Below are 18587 nucleotides of genomic sequence, written 5' to 3'. Positions count from 1 at the left end.
GTCAGGCCGTCAGCCAGACCCGGATCAACGACACCAGCTTGTCCACGTCCAGCGGCTTGGCCACGTAGTCGTTCGCACCCGCCTGGATGCATTGCTGCTGATCATCGGGCATCGCCTTGGCGGTCAGGGCGATGATCGGCAATGTGTCGAAGCGCCCGTCCTGGCGTATCTCGCGACTCGCGGTCAGGCCATCCTTGACCGGCATCATGATGTCCATCAGCACCAGTTCAATGGGCGCAGGACCGGTGACGGCAGCGGTCAGGACATCGATGGCCTCCTGGCCGTTGCGCGCGATGGTGACCTTGCAACCGTGTGGCTCGAGCACGTTCATCAGCGCATAGATGTTGCGGACATCATCCTCCACGATCAACACGCGGCGTCCTTCCAATGCAGTGTCCCGGTGCTGCGCGGTGCGGAGCATGCCCTGTTTGGATTCCGGCAACTCGCTGACCACCTGGTGCAGGAACAGCGTCACCTCATCGAGCAGACGTTCGGGTGAGCGCGCGCCCTTGATGATGATGGAGCGGGAGTAGCGGCCCAGTCGCACTTCTTCGGCGGTCGACAACACCCTACCGGTATAGACGATGATCGGCGGCAGGGCCTCCGCGCTCTGCGCGCTGAGCATCTCCAGCAACTCGAATCCCGACGCATCGGAGAGCGTCAGGTCCAGCACCATGCAGTCGAAGGAATGTTCGCCCAGCGCCTGGAGGCACTCCGCCGCCGAACGCGCACCGATCGTTTGCACATCCGCCAAGGCCAGCAGCTCGCGCACGGCATCCAGCTGGACGGCGTCATCTTCAACCACCAGTACCAGGCGCGGACGCAGCGAAAGGCGGCGCTCCAGAGACAGCAGCACGCCGGCGAGCTCATCGCGGGTGGCAGGCTTGCCGAGGAAGCCCACCGCGCCCAGCGACAGCGCCTTGCGCGAGTGATCCAGCGCGGACACGACGTGGATGGGGATATGCCGCGTATGCATATCGCGCTTGAGCACGTCCAGCACGGACAGACCCGATTGGTCGGGCAGGCCGACGTCCAGCACGATGGCATGCGGCAGCTCTGCGCGCGCAGCCGCCAACGCTTCGCCTGCCGTCTGCGCCACGCGCGCGCGGAAGCCCATCTCGGTCGCCAGGTCGCTGACGATCTGCCCGAAGGCGATGTCGTCCTCGACGATCAGGATCAAGCCGCGCTCGGTGCTGTCGGCTCTGTGGCCTCCGCCGCTGGTCGGACGCGGCTCCGGTGTCGCCGCCGGGGTGTTGGCAACGTACGTGGCGCGAGCGGATGCTGCGGCCGTGACCGCTACGGAGACAGCAGGGCGCGCTGCGGTCGCCAACCGGGTCGCAACGACCAGCCGGAAGCAGCTGCCCTTGCCCGGCTCGCTCTCCACGGTGATGTCGCCGCCCAGCAGACGTGCAAGCTCCTGCGAAATGGAAAGCCCCAAGCCCGTTCCGCCGTAGCGACGGCTGATCGATCCATCAGCCTGCTGGAATGCCTCGAAGATGCGCGTCTGCTGCTCGGGTGCGATGCCGATGCCGGTATCGGTCACCGAGAACACGATGTGGCCATCGCCGCTGGCCGAAGCGGAGACTGTGACGCCGCCCTGTTCGGTGAATTTCAAGGCGTTGGACAGCAGGTTCTTGAGGATCTGCTCGATGCGCTGGCGATCGGATTCGATCACCGGCGGGCAGTCGGCTGTCATCAGCACGTCCAGCGACAGGCCCTTCTCACTGGCCACAGGGCCGAGCAGGGCCGCGATGCCGGACAGCAGCTTCTCCACGCCGAAACGCTCGGCATGCACCTCGATGTGGCCGGCCTCGATCTTGGACAGATCGAGGATTTCGTTGATGAGCACGAGCAGGTCCGTGCCGGAAGAATGGATGGTCCGCGCGAACTTCACCTGCTCTGCGGTGAGATTGCCATCGCGGTTGTCGCCCAGCAGCTTGGACAGAATGAGCGCGGAGTTGAGTGGCGTGCGCAGCTCGTGCGACATGTTGGCCAGGAACTCCGACTTGTACTGGCTGGCACGCTGCACCTTGTGCGATTCGGCCAGGATGGCGGCGTTGGCGCGCGCGAGTTTGTCGCGCTCTTCCTCGAGTTGCTGTGACTGGTCGAACAGCTGGCTGTTGGTCTGCTCCAGCTCGGCCTGCTGTTCCTCCAGCTCGTGCTGGCTGCCGCGCAGGGCACGGCTCTGCTCCTCGAGTTCCTCGTTGGAAACTTTCAGCTCCTCGCTCTGCACCTGCAGCGCTTCGGTCTGCCGCTGCGTCTGCGCCAACAGCTCGGAAAGCCTTGCCCGGTAGGCCGCTGACCGCAAGGCGACCGCCATGTCGGCGGAGGCCAGTTCAAGCAGTTCGACGACCTCTGTCGGTACCGCTCCGAAGAAGCCCAGCTCGATGACCCCGCTCACCTCGCCCTCGTGGATGCTGGGAGCGATGACCAGGTGGCGCGGCTGCGCCTGCCCAAGACCCGAGCCCACCGTGAAGTAGCCCGGCGGCACATCCGATACCACCAAGACGCGTTTCTCATCCACCGCACGACCGAGCAGGCTGCCGCGGTCACGCTGCACGTTGGCGCCGTCGGGGGAGGACGCGGCGCCCACCGCGCCGATCTGGCGGAAGCCCGTGGTTGCCGGTTCGAACAGCATGCCGGCCTCTGCGCCGGTAAAGCGCGTCAGGAAGCCGAGGCTGGCGCGTGCCAGTGCGACGCTGTCCAGGTCGCCACCGGTGGCGGTGGCCAGCTCCAGCCGACCCCGCTGCAGCCAGGCATCGCGCTCGCGTGCCCGCGTATGGCGGCGGAGCAGGAAGGCGATGAAGATCGTCAGCACAATGCCCAGCACGGCGCTTGCCGCACCCGAGCTCAGCGCTGCGCTGTAGGCAGATTCCATCTCTTCCAATCGCCGGGCGCGCTTGTCCAGTTCGACTGCGCCCATGGCGGCCAAGCGCGCACGGATGTCATCCATGGCCGCCTTGCCGCGATTGGAGCCGACCACGGCGAGCGTGGGCTCCAGCCCCTGCGTGCGACGCACTTCGATCGTCTCGTGCAGTTCGTCCAGCTTGTCCTGCACCCTGCGGGCCAACAACTTGAGCCGGTCCCGTTGCGCCGGGTCATCGGCCAAGGCTTCCTTTACCGCCTCCAATCGCGTGCTGGCCACACCCAATGCGGCCCGGTAAGGCTCGAGGTAGTTGTCATCGCCGGTGAGCAGATAGCCGCGTTGGCCGGTTTCGGCATCCTGCACCGATGAGAGGACATCCGCCAAAGCGGTCATCGTCTCCTGGGAGCGGATCACCAGCGCGCTGCCCTCGCGGATGGTGTGGATGTTCTTGACCGCCAGGAACCCGCTGGCGAGGAAGAACACCATGACCGCCAACAGCGGCCACAGCGTGCGGGAGGCAGTTCCGGTCTGGATCGCTGCGCGGGGTTTGGGCGAGGAGGGCATGGCGTGGCAAGGGGCGGCGGATGCAACCGGTCAGATTAGCACGGTGGGGTGGGTGACCGGTGGCTGGGTTGGGGCGGGGTTGTCGGACTGGGTTTGCGGTGCGATTGGTTGCCGGGTGGTAGCGGGGTGCTCAACGGCGCCGTGCGCGTGAGGAAAATGGCACCGGTCGAACCGATATCCACTCTCGGAGAAGAAGGCGGGGATCGGTAACGATTGGATCAGCGTGACCGAACGATGTGGGCTTGCTTCACACTAGATATTCGACTTCATGTCCCTCTCTAAGTTGCGACATGAAACGCGTGGACAATTCTCAGCAGATGAGATGATGCGACGGTATGCTTTCCAAGCTGTGCAACTAGGGAGAGATTGAGCATGAGTGACGAAGACGATTCTGTTGAACAGCTTGAAATTCTCTTCGCGCAGTCCGAGTCATTGCGTTCCCAAGTGCTGCAGATCATCGATCTGCCGCTTTATCCAAGAGACGCGCGCTGCCGTACAAGCGCTTTGCTATGTTCGCTGTCACTAGACCATTGCGACGGCGCGTTGTCTCTGCTTGCTCAAGGAATTTTCCCTTCAGCCCTGGTAGTTCACCGCGCGCAGTTTGAGGCAGTGCTTCGTGGGGTATGGGTACTCTACGGCGCTAACGATGGGCAGGTGGGGAAGCTTGCATCCCATCTGGACCCGATCAGTGAGCAAGCTGCAAAGAGCCTGCCTGGAGCCAAAGAAATGATGGACGTTCTGGCTAATAAGGCTCCGGCACCGGCCTACGACGCTATTCAGGAGTTCTCCCAATACAATCTCAAGGCACTCAATTCGTACGTGCATGCAGGCATCCACCCGCTGAGATCGCACGAGGAGGGCATGCAGCCTGAGCTCGTTGTCCAGGCGCTGAAGAACATCAATGGAGTGGGCGTATTAGCTGCCTTGCAATTGGCAGTTCTCACCCGGGTTCCTGATCTGCAGGCAGCTGTTCTGGCTATCAGCGAGCAGCACCGAGATGTGCTGAGGTTTAAGGATAATGAATAGGATTTGTGCGTCTTGATGTGGACGTCCATACCTTCGGCTAGCCACAATATCTCTCAGCTAAGCTGTTCATCTCCATGATTTCCTGCGAAGGGAAGGGGCAACTCTTGGATTACGTCTGCCTCTGGACGAAAGCAGGCGCCTGGCCGGAAAAATCGGCACGACTATGGAGTGTCCGTTTCTGAACCGTAGCCAATGATCGCAAGCACCCTGCCCATCTGTCGAGTGTCCGGCCAAACAGCTTTGGACGTCTACAGGTCATCTTGTTAGTCGGAGAGGGTGGCATTAAGATCGAGCCGATCAAGTAGCGGGCGCAAGCGATGCGCAATGGATACCCCCTACGGTGGGAGCGAGGTATTCTCCGCGATCTAGTTTTTGCATCGAGCGAGCATCATGGTTAATCGAAGAAAACTAAAGAGCGTTCATGAGGGGGCAGTGCTTCGCCAGTTTACGACACATCTGGAGAGCGTTGGTATCTCCCTAGATATCTTGGAAAGGCCGGAACCTCCAGAGGCAATCGTCAAGCTAAACGGTGAGGTTACTTGGATTGAGATTACGGATGCGTTCCTAGACCAGGATCATGCGATTAGCCTGACGTCTGCCGCAGCTGATGACATGGCGCACATCTCTGATGACGGCAGGCTCGTTTGTGATCCAGATGCAATGTTCTCAAGCGTGCTTCACTCTGTTATTTCGGCGAAGTACGAAAAAGCATCGATGCGTTCAATTGCCAATGATCTTGGCCCCGGCATCCTTCTAGTGGGAGTCTTTACCCCATTTACAACTGCCGAAGTCGTGTCACATGAAGAGAGTGGTGCAATCGCCGAGTTGGTCTCAAGCAACTCTATTGCAGTGTTCAAAGCGATCTATGTCTACGACGGCACGGGCAAACGAAGCTTCCATGCCCTGTTTCCTCGATAGAGATATCAGTTCATCGAAGCTGGATCTCGTTTGCAAGTCGGCTTAACTTAGGCGGTAGAGATACATGGAAAGTAATGTCGATACCATCGCTAGTGATCTGATGCTAAGGTCTGGTGCCATGGCTGCAGGCGCATCTGTGGATTCGAAAGACTCACTTCACCCCGACGTGGATTCGTTCGTTCGTCAAGCCCTGAGGGTGGGGAGTGAACTGATGACGTCCTGTGCTTGCCTTGCAACTGGTTCAAACGATCTTGCAGTTAACATACTAGCGCGGTCCATAATTGAGTTCTCGATCAAAACACACTGGGCCACGCTGTCGTCTGAGAATGCGAGGCACCTTCTGGCGCTGTCTGCGGAGCAAGTCAAGACCATTTTCACGGTCAACGCGCGGACAGGGATCGCAAAGATTGTTGATGGGCAAGGGAATGATTGCACTGCCGAATTTTTGTCTAGCGGCCGCGCGGCGCGTGGGCTAAGGCAAGTTTCGGTAGAGGTGATGGCGCGAGAAGCAGGCTTACTTGACTTGTACAACATCTTCTATCGCTTCCAATCTATGCACACTCACGGCAATGAGATTTCTGGCGCTACGTCCCAGACCAGCCTCCTTGCCTTGAACTGCGTGGGTGCTTTCTCTGTCTTGCTTGGGCATATTGGCGTGCGATGGCTGGTGCATCGAACCCGCCCAGACCACGAAGAGATACGCGTCCTTCTTGGGCTAAATGATAGCGTGGCTCCCTAGCGGCCTATTTGTGCCGAAAACGCTACGGCTAGGCTCAACTTCGGCATGGCGAGGGCCGCTTCGGGTAGTACGGTGTCACGCCTCATTGGCGGGCATCGGCCTACCCGCTGAATATGCTCTTGCCTCGGCTCCGACGCCACCGCCGAGTTCGACTACAATCCAGCTTGATGGACGTAGATCGTATGCCTCGGTGCGAGCATCTAGGCTTCTTGCACATCGAGCCCACCAATCATGCCTGACGTACCCACCCCAGATTTCGACGATCCGAAAGAAGTCCTTGCATTTTTTGGACTCGCCGTATTTGCTGCAAATCTCTTGGAATCTAGCTTCATCAACTGGACTGTCGCGCTGCGTCTTGGAACTATCTCTGGAGCAACCCGCCAAGACTTCGATACCGCCTTCGGCCACTTCGAGACAAGAACGCTCGGTCAGCTTCTCAAAGCAACTCACTTGCTGACGGCCATTCCAGCTGGAATGGATCTCGTTTTGACCAGAGCCCTTTCTGAGCGAAACCGGCTAATCCATCATTTCTTCCGAGAGCATGCGGCGAACGCCACGCATCCGGCGGGGAAGAAAGCAATGAAAGTGGAGCTGAGCTCCATGATTGAGTTGTTCGACCATGCCGATGAACTCGTGACGCCAATCTACCACTCGTTGTGGGAAAGATTCGGTGTTGACGAGGCTATGATTGAGCGAGAGCTTACTAAGCTAATCCTCGAAACGGAGGCGAGGTATAGTGCACTCTGACGGCTAGTCAAGCCACTTCATGTCGTTAAGTGATTAAGGTCTTTGCGAATGTCCGCTCTTGGCCGAAAGCGGATCCGTCGATGTCAGCAATTCCGTCGCGGGAACAGACCATTTTTCAGGCGCTGAAGAGCATGAAAAACTCTCGCTTGAGTCAGCGCACTCCCGTCAGCGAACGTAGTTGTACAGAGTAGCCATCGTGCGGGTGAATGCGACCCACCTGCAGGTGTTGAGAAAGTACAGCACCGCCTCCGTGTTCGTCCCCGCTCATCGTTGCAGCCATGTCAGGGCACAACCCAATCCTAGCCAACCCTCAACCCCCTCAACAACAGATCGAGCGCTGCCTTCGCCTGCACCAGACGCACGTCTCCGTCATCGCCTTCCGCAATCCAGAACGCGGCCTCGGCGAGGCTGCCGTAGATCAGTGAGGCCAGCGCCAATGCATCCACCTTTGCAATCACGCCGCGCTCGATGAGCCCTTCGATGAGCCGTTGCATCGACGTCACGCAGTAGCGCTGCGAATCCGGTGAGGCACCGCCCAGCACGGCACGTGCATCGCGCAACACGATGCGCTGGATGTCCGGCTCCAGCGCCATGTCCAGGTAAGCGCCGCATCGCTGACGGAAGCCTTCCCACGGGTCTTCCATCTGGTCGCTGATCGCCTGCAGACGTGCGTCGGTCTCTGCATCGATCTGGTCGACCACCGCTGCCAGCAGGCCGCGCTTGTCCCCGAAGTGGTGGTACAGCGCGCCACGCGTAAGCCCTGCCTGGGCCGTCAGGTCATCCATGGAGGTCGCGGCATAGCCGTGTTCACCGAAGACCCGTCGAGCGGTGGAAATCAGGCTGGCACGGGTTTGTTCCATCTCTGCACGGGTGCGGCGAACCATCGGAGCTCCTGGTGGTGGGCATGCATGATCGTTTACATACGTGGCGTATGAATGTAGCCTCTTATTCATACGCACTGTATGTATTGTCATGTCCAAGCCTGCATGAGGCAAGCGCGGGCCCTTCTGGAGAACCCAATGGCAACGCCTTACCGCGAGCTCTTCGACACGCCTGGCACCCGCGCCCTCGCTTTGGCCGGGCTGATTGCACGCGTACCACTGCCGATGACCGGCATCGGCATCATCACCCTGCTGTCCGCCGTAAAAGGAAGCTATGCGCTTGCAGGCGCGGTGTCGGCGGTGTTCGTTTTCACCTATGCCGTTGTGTCACCGCAGGTCTCGCGGCTGGTCGACCGGCACGGACAGGGCAGGGTGCTTCCCCTTGCCACGGCCATCAGCATCGCCGGGCTGTTGCTCCTTGCCGTCAGCACCTTCGCGCAGGCGCCGGACTGGATGCTGTTTGCCGGTGCCCTGCTTGCGGGGTGCATGCCCAGCGTCTCGGCGATGGTCCGCGCACGTTGGACCGCGCTGCACCGGGGGCGCCCGCAGTTGCAGACCGCGTTCGCCCTGGAAACGGTGTTCGATGAGCTCAGCTTCATTGCCGGCCCGCCCATTGCGGTTGCGCTGTCGATCGGGCTGCTGCCGCAAGCGGGTGTGCTGGCGGCGGCTGTGCTGCTGGCTGTCGGAGTAGCCGCACTGGTGGTGCAGCGGGGCACCGAGCCTGCCGTGGAAAACAACGCCCTGGCACGGGGCAGACAGCGGTCGATGATCACCTTGCCAGGTGTGCGCTGGCTGGTCCTGCTGATGCTGGCAATGGGCCTTATTGTCGGCACCATCGACATCACCAGTGTTGCCTTCACTGCATCCCTTGGCCAACCCGCCGCAGCCAGCCTCGTTCTTTCCGCATACGCCCTCGGTTCCTGCGCGGCAGGATTGCTGTTCGGCGCGCGGGTGTTCCCGTTTCCCCTGCATCGGCTGCTCTTGTGGAGCGGCATCGCTACCGCGCTCACCACGCTCCCGCTGCTGTACGTCGCGGCTGTTGGTCCGCTGGCATTGGCGGTACTGGTTGCCGGTTTGTTCTTCGCGCCGACCATGATCGTCGCCATGTCGTTGATTGAACGGCAGGTGCCCGCGCATCGCGTTACCGAGGGCATGACCTGGCTGCTGGCCGGCCTGAATGTCGGCGTGGCGGCAGGCGCTGCCTCCTCGGGTCAAGCGGTGGATCGCATGGGGCCGTCGGCCGGGTTCGTCGTTGCGCTCTGCGCGGGCGGCCTCGTGCTGATCAGTGCCCTGATGGCCAGCCGCACACTTGCGCGCTTGGATCGCGTTGAACCCATCGCGCGAACCGTCACCGACGCCGGTTGATATCGACTCCTGTCCCGTTAGAGGTCACTCCCATGCCCACCCCCTCGTCGGCGGCCGCCCAGCCGCTCGCGCGTCATCCCTGGCTGGCCGTTTCGGCCGTAGGCCTCTCCACATTTTCCGTCGTCACCACCGAGATGTTGCCGGTGGGATTGCTGACTCCCATTGCCGACGCGCTCGGCATCAGTGCCGGCGATGCTGGCTGGCTGATCTCGCTGCCCGCACTGCTGGCGGCAGTGTGTGCACCGTTGCTCGTCATCGCCGCCGGCACGCTTGACCGCCGACTGATCCTGCGCGCACTGCTGGCGTTGCTGGTGGTGGCCAACCTTGCATCGGCGCTGGCACCAGGCATCGGATCGATGCTCGCGGCGCGGGCGCTGGTGGGGCTGTGCATGGGCGGCGTGTGGGCCATCGCGGGCGGGCTGGCTGCACGTCTGGTGGCTGCACACCGCGTCGGCCTGGCGACCTCGATCATCTTTGGCGGCGTGGCGGCGGCCTCTGTGCTGGGTGTCCCGCTGGGCACGATGATCGGCGAAGCGCTCGGCTGGCGCGCCGTATTCTTCGCGATGTCGGCGTTCAGTGCATTGGTGTTGCTGCTGCATCTGGGCGTCATGCCCGCACTGCCCGTAGCACTGGGTACGACTGCGCGGCTGTTTCTGCAGCAACTGGGCAATCGTGCCTTGCAGGTGGGACTGCTGCTGACCTTGCTGCTGGTGTCCAGCCACTTCATGGTGTTCACCTTCGTGCGTCCCTTGCTTGCGGCCTGGTCCGGCATCGATGCACGCTGGATGGGCGCGTTGCTGTTTGCCTACGGCGTCGCAGGGATTGCCGGCAACTTCGTCATGGGCCCACTCGCTGCGCGTCGTACGTGGCCGGCAGTTTTAGCGCTTTCGGTCGGGTTGCTGTTGACGCCGCTGCTGCTGTTGTCCGTTGGTACGTCCTTTGGGGGCGCTATCGTCGTGCTGGTGGTGTGGGGACTGACGTATGGAGGCGTGTCGGTGGGTCTGATGACCTGGATGATGAAAGCCGTCCCCCGTGCCATGGAGGTTGCCGGATCGTTGTATGTGGGCGTGTTCAACATCGGTATTGCGGCCGGAGCCTGGGCAGGAGGCTGGTGGCTGGATCGCACCGGGATCCAAGGGAATCTGTGGATTGCGGCAGCGCTGTCACTGGCCGCACTGATCCTCTGCCTGATTGCGCGCTACCTGCCGCGCGCTGTGCCGTGGGTGCGGGGGTAATCGTCTTGGGCGTGGGAGCGTCGTAAAGAATGGGGTCATCAAATCTGAGTTGGTTGAGCAGCCACGCCTACATCGGAAGAAGTTCCTGACTGTGCGTGCCTGGCGCCAGCGCGCTCAAGCAGTCGGCGGCATGCGCCGACTGCTTGAGGCACCTACGAGCGTATGGAGTTGCTGTGCGGATGCGCGGTCAAGGTGCCGCGTGGGTCTGAAACACTTTGCTGATGACCAGCCACTTGCCATCGATCTTCAGCAGGTGGAAGAAGTCAGTGAACGAGAGGCCCGACATTCCATTGGCATCAATGCGGGCGCTGGCCGCTGTGCCGACGATTTCGATTCGGGTGACTTCCGCCTCAGCGTCAGGAGAGGTGTGGAAGTGCGTGTCGATACCTTCAAACAGCACCGTGATGGCGCCACCCGACAGCTTGCCCTCGGGGTCGATGCTGTACATCGTTGCTTGCGGGGCGAATGCGGGCTTCATGATGCTGCTCTGGCCCTGCCTGCAGCCCGCGATGTACTGGTTCAGTACCTCCGCGATGGCGCGGTAATCCTGGACGTAGGTTGATTCGGTCATGACTGTTCCTTGATTGACGTGGTGGGTTGAGGCCGTTCGGTACGCTTTCGCGTCAGTTGGCGAGCGTCGGCCAGTCGGTGTAGCCCTTCTCACCATTCCCGTAGTACGTATCGCGCGGCGCGACGGCGAGCTCGGCACCTTCTTTCAATCGACGCACGAGATCCGGATTCGCGATGAACGGGCGGCCAAACGCTACGGCATCGATCTTGCCCTCTTCCCGACGCTTCACTGCCAACGCCAGGTCGTAGTTGTTGTTGCCGATATAGGGGCCGCTGAAGAGGGCGCGCAGTGCGTCCAGATCAACGTCTTCCGGCACCACGCGCGAGGTTGCCGTGGCGCCTTCCACAAAGTGCAGGTAGGCCAGTTGGAATCGGTTGAGCTGCTCGATCAGGTAGCCGTAGGTCTTCATCACCTGGCTGTCCAAGGGCGTGTTGCCTGCATCAGGCGTCACCGGCGAAATCCGGATGCCGACCCGGTCGTGACCCCAGACCTCAACCACTGCAGCCGTGACCTCCAGCGTCAGTCGGCTGCGATTCTCGATGGTGCCACCGTACGCGTCGTCACGTTGGTTGGTGGAGTCGCGCAGGAACTGGTCAAGCAGGTAGCTGTTGGCCGAATGCACTTCCACACCATCGAAGCCGGCGCGCTTTGCGCATTCGGCGGCATGCCGATACTGCTGGATGATGCCCGGAATCTCGGACGTCTCCAGCGCACGGGGCGGCGAGACATCGAGCATTCCCTTCGCGGTAAACGTGTGCCCTTCTGCCCGGATCGCCGACGGTGCGACCGGCTGGGCTCCATCCGGCTGCAGGTCGACGTGGGAGAAACGCCCCACATGCCACAGCTGGCAAACGATCAGGCCACCGGCCGCGTGTACTGCGTCGGTCACTACTTTCCAGCCGGCCACCTGTTCTTCCGACCAGATACCGGGCGTCAGGTCGTAGCCCCGCCCCTGAGCGGAGATGTTGGTGGCTTCACTGATGAGCAAGCCGGCGCTGGCCCGCTGTGCGTAGTACCGCGCATGCATCTCGTTCGGCACACCATCCGCGCCCATGCGGCTTCGCGTCAGCGGCGCCATGATGATCCGGTTCGCCAGCTTCAGCGCGCCTAAGGCTACCGGAGAGAAGAGATCGTTGGGAGAGGTGCTGGGCATCATCGCTGTTCCTTTCGGCAACCGGGTTGCCTGCTGAATTCATTTGATTTCAGGAGTATGCGAGCGTGCGATAATGACGTGAATAGACACAACGGGAGATACGGTATGGACCATAAGTTCACAATCCGGTCTGCAGCGCAGGGGGACAGTGCGGCAAATGGTCACTCTGCTCCCCCGGTGTATCTGCAAGGACTCCTGACGTTCGAGTCAGTGGCCCGACACCTGAACTTCTCCAAGGCGGCAGGCGAACTGGGCGTTACCCCGACCGCGGTGTCCCGCACCATCAAAGCCCTGGAGGCGCAGTTGAATGTCCGGCTCTTCAACCGGACCACGCGCAGCGTCAGCTTGACCGAAGCGGGGGCGTCACTCAGCGCCACGTTGTCCCCCGCGCTTGCGCTGATCAGGAGTTCCTTGTCAGAGACGCTGCAGGCGACCGATCAGCCATCTGGCACCGTGCGGGTCAATTCTTCCTACGTGGCCTACCGGACGTTGATCGAGCCGCATCTTCCCGAGTTCCTCGCCAGGTTTCCCTTGATCCACGTCGAGATATCACTGGACAACGTGCTGGGCGACATCGTCAGTAGTGGCTATGACATCGGCATCCGCATGGGAAAAAGAGTGCAGAACGATATGGTCGCCAAACAGCTCGGGGCTGCGCAGAAACGAATCGTGGTGGCTGCGCCAGATTACTTTCAGGGGCGGACGGAGCCCAGTACGATCGACGATCTGCTGCAGCATGACTGCATACGACAGCGCTACTCCGGGGGAGGACGATGGTTCGACTGGAAGTTCGATGCCGATGGGCAGACAGTCCAGATCGAAGTTCATGGACGCCTCCTCTTCGATGAAATGAAGTCTGTCGTGGATGCCGCCGTCCAAGGCCAAGGTATCGGCTTCGTGTATGAGGATTTTGCGAGGCAGGAGTTGGCGGGCGGCCGATTGCAGCGGGTCCTGCAACAGCACAGTGGAATGGATGACGCGTTCCATCTGTACTACCCACATCGAACGCATATGCCCGGCAAGCTTCGTGCATTCATCGATTTCATGACGGACAAGAATGCAGCGTAGCGAGCGGGGTCGAGCTGCTCAGGGGCGATAGCCGCAGCTCGCGGGCCACGACGGCTACATCGCCCTGATCAGGAAGGTAAAGTCCCCCGCATCGATGCCACTGTGCACTTCAACTTTGTACGCAGCCTCAGGTGCCTGCAAGCGTGCGGGTAAAGAACGCCACCAGCTTGTCGAATGGAATCAGATCCACGCGATCGTAGAGATCCACGTGCCCTGCGCCGGGTACCAGGTAGAGCTCCTTCGGCTGTCCGGCGAGCGCGTAGGCCTGCTGGCTGAACTCCAGCGAATGCGCCTTGTCGCCGGCGATGAACAACAGGGGGCGCGGCGAGATGGTCTCGATGTCAGTGAACGGATAGAAGTTCATGAAGCGCACCTCGCTGGTCAGCATGCGGTTCTGGGTGGTTTCCAGCGTACGCCCCTGCGGAATCGAGATGCCGCGCGGCGTGCGGTAGAACGCCCAGAACTCCCGCGTCACCGGATCGGCGTCGGCCGGCAGTTCCACGGGCAGATAGTCGAGGAATACTCCCTGGCCCGTGGTGAACTCCGCATAGCGCTGCTCCGCTGCTTTCGCCAACAGGTCCTTGCGCTGCTGCAGCGATACCGAATTCCCCAGGCCGTGGCGTGTCACCGCGCCCATGTCGTACATGCTCACCGTGGCAATGGCACGCAGGCGTGGATCCAGTTTCGCAGCGCTGATGGCAAAGCTGCCGCTGCCACAGATGCCGAGCACGCCGATCCGGCTGCGGTCGACGAAATCGCGGGTCCCCAGATAGTCCACGGCCGCGCTGAAGGCTTCGCTGTACATCTCCGGCGCCACCAGATTACGCGGCTCGCCGGCACTCTCGCCCCAGAAGGGCAGGTCGATGGCCAACGTCACGAATCCGTGTTCTGCCAGTTTCTGCGCGTACAGCAGGGAGCTCTGTTCTTTGACCGCTCCCATCGGGTGGCCCACGATCACCGCGGGCAAGTTGCCGGTGGTGGCAGCTGGATGCGTGGGGCGCACGAGGCTGCCCACGACCTCCATGTGGTACTGGTTCTTGAAGCTCACTTTCTCGATGGTGACGTCATCGCTTCGGTAGAAATTGTCTGCGCCGGTCGGCATGGTGGCTCCCATCGCGGTGAATGTGCTGGCGGTGAGCGCCAGCAACAGGGCAAGGTGTTTCATCGGGTCTACTCGGTAAGAGGGCAGGGCGGCGTCGCACAGGAATGGCGCAGTCCACGGTAGCCGCCCGCAAAGTCCCTGATTAGCCGGTGCACCGTTGAAGGCTTACTGAGCCCTGCTCACCAATCGCGGTGATACTGTCGGTCACCACGTAGGCGCCTGGGCGGAATCAGCAATGGCAGGGTTCAAGACCAATGATCTGCAAGCCTTCCTCGCTGTCGCGCAGGAGCAGAGCTTCACCAAGGCGGCCGCCAGGCTGGGCGTCTCGGCTTCGGCGCTTAGCCACACCATGCGGCAGCTGGAAGAACGCCTGGGTGTGCGGCTGCTGGCGCGGACAACGCGCAACGTGGCGCCCACCGAGGCGGGCGAATGCCTGATGCGTTCCATCGCCCCGCATTTCGATGCCATCAGTGCGAGCGTGGAGGCGCTTGGTGATCTGCGCGACCGACCGGCGGGAACCCTTCGCATCACCTGCAGCGACGATGCCATCGAGATGGTGATCCGTCCGCGGCTGGCCGCCTTCCTGGCGGCCTATCCGGACATTACGCTGGAGTTCCATGTCGATTACGGCTTCTCCAATGTCGTGCTGGAGCGGTTCGACGCGGGGATCCGCTTGGGTGAGGCGTTGAGCAACGACATGATCGCGGTACGCATCGGTCCGGATTGGCGACTGGTGGTGGTGGGTTCGCCGGCGTACTTCCAGCGTCACACCATGCCTACCACGCCGTATGACATCACCGGGCTGCCCTGCGTCAACATCCGCCACCGCCCGACGGGGAGCATCTACGCCTGGGAGTTCGGGAAGGACGGGAAAGAGTTCACGGTGAAGGGTGAGGGGCAGCTCGTTTTCAACAGCATGTACCACGTCATCAACGCGGCCGTTGATGGTATCGGCCTGGCCTACGTCACCGAGGATCTTGTCGCTTCGCACATCGCCCGCGGTGAACTGGTACAGGTATTGGATGCATGGTGCCCGACGTTCGCCGGTTACCACCTCTACTACCCCAACCGCCGCCAGCCATCGCCTGCGTTTTCGGCGCTCGTCAACGCGCTGCGATACCCGGCGTGACCGTCGTACGCGCGGTCATCGCGGCCAGCAGCGCCCCGACCACCAGCACGACAGCGCTGGCGATGAAGGTGGCGCGGTAACCGCTGCCGTCGAACAGCAGCCCGCCTACCGTGGAGCCCAGCGCGATCGCCAACTGCACGATCGCCACCATCAGTCCACCGCCGGCCTCGGCATCATCGGGCAGCGATTTGGCCAGCCAGGCCCACCAGGCCACCGGCGCGGCCGTAGCCACCAGTCCCCTCGCTGCAAGCAGGACGAACACCGCGCTGCCGGACTGTCCGAACACCGTAAGGGTGAGGGCGATGGCGGCCATCACCAGCGGAATGATCGTCAGGGGGCGGTACACACTGGTCTTCATGAAGCTACCGATCAGCACGGTGCCGATGAAGCCCGCCACGCCCAGCGCCAGCAGCATCAGGGACAGCGTGGCCACATCCACCCGCGTCACGGTCTCCAGGAACGGGCGCAGATAGGTGAACAGCATGAACTGTCCACAGAAGAACACGCCCGCAGCTGCCATGCCACGCAGCACGAGTGGCCGCGTCAGCACGGCGAAGACGCTGGGCGTCACGCCGGAGCGCGTTGCTACCTTCAACGAAGGAAGGCTGATCCACTGCCAGACCAGTGCGACCAGCGCGATCGGTACCAGGCACATGAAAGCACCGCGCCAGCCGATGATGCCGCCCAGGTAACTGCCCAACGGTGCGGCAATGACGGTGGCCAGCGCGTTGCCGCCGTTGAACACCGCCAGCGCCTTGGGCACGCTTTGCGGTGGCACCAGCCGCATCGCGATGGCGGCGGACATGGACCAGAAGCCACCGATGACGACGCCGATCAGTGCCCGTCCGACCATGTAGACCGGGTAGTTCGGGGCAAGGCTGACGATGACGCCGGAAACGCCCATCAGTACCGTCAGCAGCAGGAGCAGGGTCTTGCGGTCCAGGTCCCCCGCGATGCGACGGATGGACAGGCTGGTGATGACGGCGAACGCGCCCGAAATGGCGATGCCGTAGCCCGCCCACCCCTCGCTGACGCCGAGCGAGGTCGCGATGGGGGTCAGCAGGCTGACCGGCATGAACTCCGATGCGATCAGCCCGAACACGCACAGGGTCATGGCGAAGACACCGGCCCAGTGTGCGGGGGCGTCGGCAACGGGAGCGGGTACACGCTCCGCAGCGGCGGATGTGGTGACAGGATTCATGGAAAACAGCCTTCGGGGGAGTCAGGGTGCTGCCGCAACATGGGATGCGACAGCATCCGGCGCGCTGCACCGGAGGCCATGATCTCCCGCTCCATCGCCTCCGATAAGGGGGGCTGATCTGGATGAACTGTTGAGTGATATTCAGGAGTCAGCGCGCTGGCGATGGGCGGGCCATCGCGCGGGCTCAGCGCAGTACGTTCTCGGCATCCACCAGCTGCACATCGTGCATCAGGTTGAGGTACGCCTCGTAGTACGGCTTGTGCGATGCGCCGACGATGGCCAGCAGGCGCGTGCCGGGCGCGTGACCCAGCACATCACGGATGTTGGCGACCATGCGCAGGTTGCGGGTTTCCCAGTAGCCCACGTAATTGCGCCCAAAGCCCTGCGATGACGGCTCCATCAGCGCCGCGCCGAAGTCACTGTGATACGTCTGCAGGGCGGCTTCCGGCGCGTTGTACGCGCGGTAGATCGCCAGCAGGCCGCCGGGCTTGCCGAGATTGGCATGCAGCGCATCATCGGCGTCAGAGCGCGCCTTGGTATACGGGTTGTCCCATGCCTTCATGATGGCTTCGCCGGAGGCCTTCTCCAACGCCTTCGGTGTGGCTGAGTCGGCGGTGTGGTCATCGACCGCCCACACGCGCTCCAGGCCGAGCTTTGCAGCCAGCGTAGCGGCGATAAGAATCGACTCGTCGCGCCGTTGCAGGCGTTTGTCCAGGTAGGCGACCAGATCATCGGTCAGGCCGTCGGCCGCGATACGCTGCGGCGGGGGAAGACGCAGCCATTGCACGATGGCGGAATTGCGTTCGCCGGCCGCCAGCAGCACCAGGGCCAGTCGGCGTCGCTGTGAGGAGGTGGGCGTGCTGGGCAGGCTGGCCAACAGTCGCTCGGCTTCGGCGTTCGCCGCAGGCACGTCCAGGCCGGCAGCGATCTGCGCAGGGCCGGTATCCGGGCAGTAACTGTCGATGCTGTCGACGTAGCGGGACGGGAAGCGCCGCATGTAATCGCACTGCAGGCCGGATACCGCCTCCACCGCGATGGCGTCCGGCTTCCACGCCGTCAGGCGCTCCATCAGGGGTTCCAGCTGGGCGGGGGTGAAGGTGTCCGGCAGCCCGGACAAGTGGGGCGAGCCGAGCACCAGCACCTCATTGGCGCGGCCCGCTGGCGGACCCTTCAATGTCTCGGGGTGGAAGTCGGGCTGATAGCCGGGGCTGGCTGCCAGTGCGGTGGCGCTGCACAGTCCAAGGATGAAACTACCGCCGATGCGCCTGATCATGCTGCTTCCTCTGCAAAGGCCGATGCCTTGCCTGTGGCCGATGCTGGGCGACACGGAGCGTGGACGAAAGCCCCTTTGGTCATTGCAACCATCCCGCTGTTTGCCGCATCGCCGGCATGCCGTCAGGACAGGTCGTGTAGATCTTTTCCTGAAGCAGGTCCCAGCGTCCAGTCCGAGAACGTGACACGGAGGCCCCCGCGTTTCGGGCTGCACGCCATCGGACCCACCTGGTATTGCGCGGCAATGGGCACCGGGCAGAGTCGAACCAGGGGCCAGTGTGTGCCGTCCGCAGAAACCTGCAGCCGCAGCACGCCGGCGTCTACGGTGGCGCGCATCCAGAAGTCCGTGGGGTCGCCCGGGTAGGGCGCCGTTGCCCAGTCGGATACGCCATCGGTGCGGACGCTGCTGAGCATGGCCCGTCCGTCGCTGAGTTCGATGCCGGCTTTGATCCAATGCTGCTCGTCGACGCGCACCATGATGCCGGCCTGATCGTAGAGTTCCTGGTAGTCACCGCGTACACGCAGCTGGCAGGTGAAGCGAGCCGGGGCCTTCACCGCAAGGAAGTGACCGTTGTCATGGGTGAATCCGTAGTGGGTTTCGCGCCAGAAATCGGTGCCCGGTGCGGTGACGACCTGAAGCTGGCCGTCCGCATCAAGCGGGTGTTCTGCCGGCGCGTTGTGCCAGATGCCGTGCTGCAGTGTTGGGTAATGCATGTGGGTGCTCGTCGTCTATCGTTAAGCGGTCGGTTC

General features: G+C 62.3%; 15 protein-coding genes. 7 read left to right on the top strand and 8 right to left on the bottom strand.

All coding sequences use genetic code 11. The features are described 5' to 3' along the window. Window position 1: 1 nt before the first annotated feature. Entirely contained in the window at window positions 2-3430 is a 3429-nt protein-coding gene (locus IFT58_RS12730) for a response regulator (RefSeq protein WP_192095336.1), read from the bottom strand. A gap of 372 nt (window positions 3431-3802) precedes the next feature. Here IFT58_RS12730 and IFT58_RS12725 point away from each other — a divergent pair, with 372 nt between their 5' ends. From IFT58_RS12725 to IFT58_RS12715, 3 genes are all read left to right on the top strand, one after another. Beyond that, the gene (locus tag IFT58_RS12725) at window positions 3803-4456 is read left to right on the top strand and encodes a hypothetical protein (RefSeq protein ID WP_192095334.1); all 654 of its coding nucleotides are present in this window, start codon (window positions 3803-3805) and stop codon (window positions 4454-4456) included. A 432-nt stretch (window positions 4457-4888) separates the two neighbouring features. Next, a complete protein-coding gene (locus tag IFT58_RS12720) occupies window positions 4889-5374 on the top strand; it encodes a hypothetical protein (protein WP_192095332.1) in 486 nt (161 codons plus the stop codon). 970 nt (window positions 5375-6344) lie between these two features. After that, window positions 6345-6860, top strand: coding sequence for a hypothetical protein (locus IFT58_RS12715; protein WP_192095330.1), 516 nt, complete (start codon window positions 6345-6347; stop codon window positions 6858-6860). A 299-nt stretch (window positions 6861-7159) separates the two neighbouring features. Here IFT58_RS12715 and IFT58_RS12710 read toward each other — a convergent pair whose 3' ends face one another. After that, the gene (locus tag IFT58_RS12710; protein ID WP_192095328.1) at window positions 7160-7744 is read right to left on the bottom strand and encodes a TetR/AcrR family transcriptional regulator; all 585 of its coding nucleotides are present in this window, start codon (window positions 7742-7744) and stop codon (window positions 7160-7162) included. 135 nt (window positions 7745-7879) lie between these two features. Between IFT58_RS12710 and IFT58_RS12705 the strand changes: the two genes are divergently transcribed. Further along, window positions 7880-9106 carry an MFS transporter gene (locus IFT58_RS12705; protein ID WP_192095326.1) on the top strand — a complete coding sequence of 409 codons (1227 nt, stop codon included), beginning with the start codon at window positions 7880-7882 and terminating at the stop codon, window positions 9104-9106. Window positions 9107-9138: 32 nt separating this feature from the next. Then, complete coding sequence (locus tag IFT58_RS12700; protein WP_192080957.1) at window positions 9139-10341, top strand: MFS transporter; 1203 nt, start codon at window positions 9139-9141, stop codon at window positions 10339-10341. 187 nt (window positions 10342-10528) lie between these two features. On the opposite strand, the gene IFT58_RS12695 is transcribed toward IFT58_RS12700, so the two are convergent. Together IFT58_RS12695 and IFT58_RS12690 are read right to left on the bottom strand one after the other, a co-directional pair. Beyond that, window positions 10529-10912, bottom strand: coding sequence for a nuclear transport factor 2 family protein (locus IFT58_RS12695; RefSeq protein ID WP_192095324.1), 384 nt, complete (start codon window positions 10910-10912; stop codon window positions 10529-10531). Window positions 10913-10964: 52 nt separating this feature from the next. After that, window positions 10965-12068 carry an alkene reductase gene (locus tag IFT58_RS12690; RefSeq protein WP_197974621.1) on the bottom strand — a complete coding sequence of 368 codons (1104 nt, stop codon included), beginning with the start codon at window positions 12066-12068 and terminating at the stop codon, window positions 10965-10967. Between the two features lie 102 nt (window positions 12069-12170). Here IFT58_RS12690 and IFT58_RS12685 point away from each other — a divergent pair, with 102 nt between their 5' ends. Continuing rightward, window positions 12171-13133: a LysR family transcriptional regulator gene (locus IFT58_RS12685; protein ID WP_192095321.1), complete on the top strand. Its 963-nt coding sequence runs from the start codon at window positions 12171-12173 to the stop codon at window positions 13131-13133. A 127-nt stretch (window positions 13134-13260) separates the two neighbouring features. Here the strand turns inward: IFT58_RS12685 and IFT58_RS12680 are convergent, their stop codons facing one another. After that, on the bottom strand, window positions 13261-14298 hold the full coding sequence (locus IFT58_RS12680) for an alpha/beta hydrolase (RefSeq protein WP_192080961.1): 1038 nt from the start codon (window positions 14296-14298) through the stop codon (window positions 13261-13263). 172 nt (window positions 14299-14470) lie between these two features. On the opposite strand from IFT58_RS12680, the gene IFT58_RS12675 reads away from it, so the two are divergent. Then, entirely contained in the window at window positions 14471-15364 is an 894-nt protein-coding gene (locus IFT58_RS12675; RefSeq protein WP_192095319.1) for a LysR family transcriptional regulator, read from the top strand. Here the strand turns inward: IFT58_RS12675 and IFT58_RS12670 are convergent. The 3 genes from IFT58_RS12670 to IFT58_RS12660 form a co-directional block, all read right to left on the bottom strand. Continuing rightward, window positions 15339-16565 carry an MFS transporter gene (locus IFT58_RS12670; protein WP_197974620.1) on the bottom strand — a complete coding sequence of 409 codons (1227 nt, stop codon included), beginning with the start codon at window positions 16563-16565 and terminating at the stop codon, window positions 15339-15341. The genes IFT58_RS12675 and IFT58_RS12670 overlap by 26 nt on opposite strands. A gap of 184 nt (window positions 16566-16749) precedes the next feature. Then, window positions 16750-17838, bottom strand: coding sequence for a DUF5694 domain-containing protein (locus IFT58_RS12665; protein ID WP_192095317.1), 1089 nt, complete (start codon window positions 17836-17838; stop codon window positions 16750-16752). A gap of 122 nt (window positions 17839-17960) precedes the next feature. Continuing rightward, window positions 17961-18551, bottom strand: a complete 591-nt coding sequence (locus IFT58_RS12660; RefSeq protein ID WP_192095315.1) for a DUF1349 domain-containing protein — start codon at window positions 18549-18551, stop codon at window positions 17961-17963. Window positions 18552-18587 lie beyond the last annotated feature (36 nt).

This window comes from Stenotrophomonas sp. CFBP 13718 (assembly GCF_014842145.1).
In the GTDB taxonomy this organism is placed as follows: domain Bacteria; phylum Pseudomonadota; class Gammaproteobacteria; order Xanthomonadales; family Xanthomonadaceae; genus Stenotrophomonas.
Note: the sequence above shows the minus strand (reverse complement) of the source record. Positions and strands in the feature narration are given on the sequence as shown.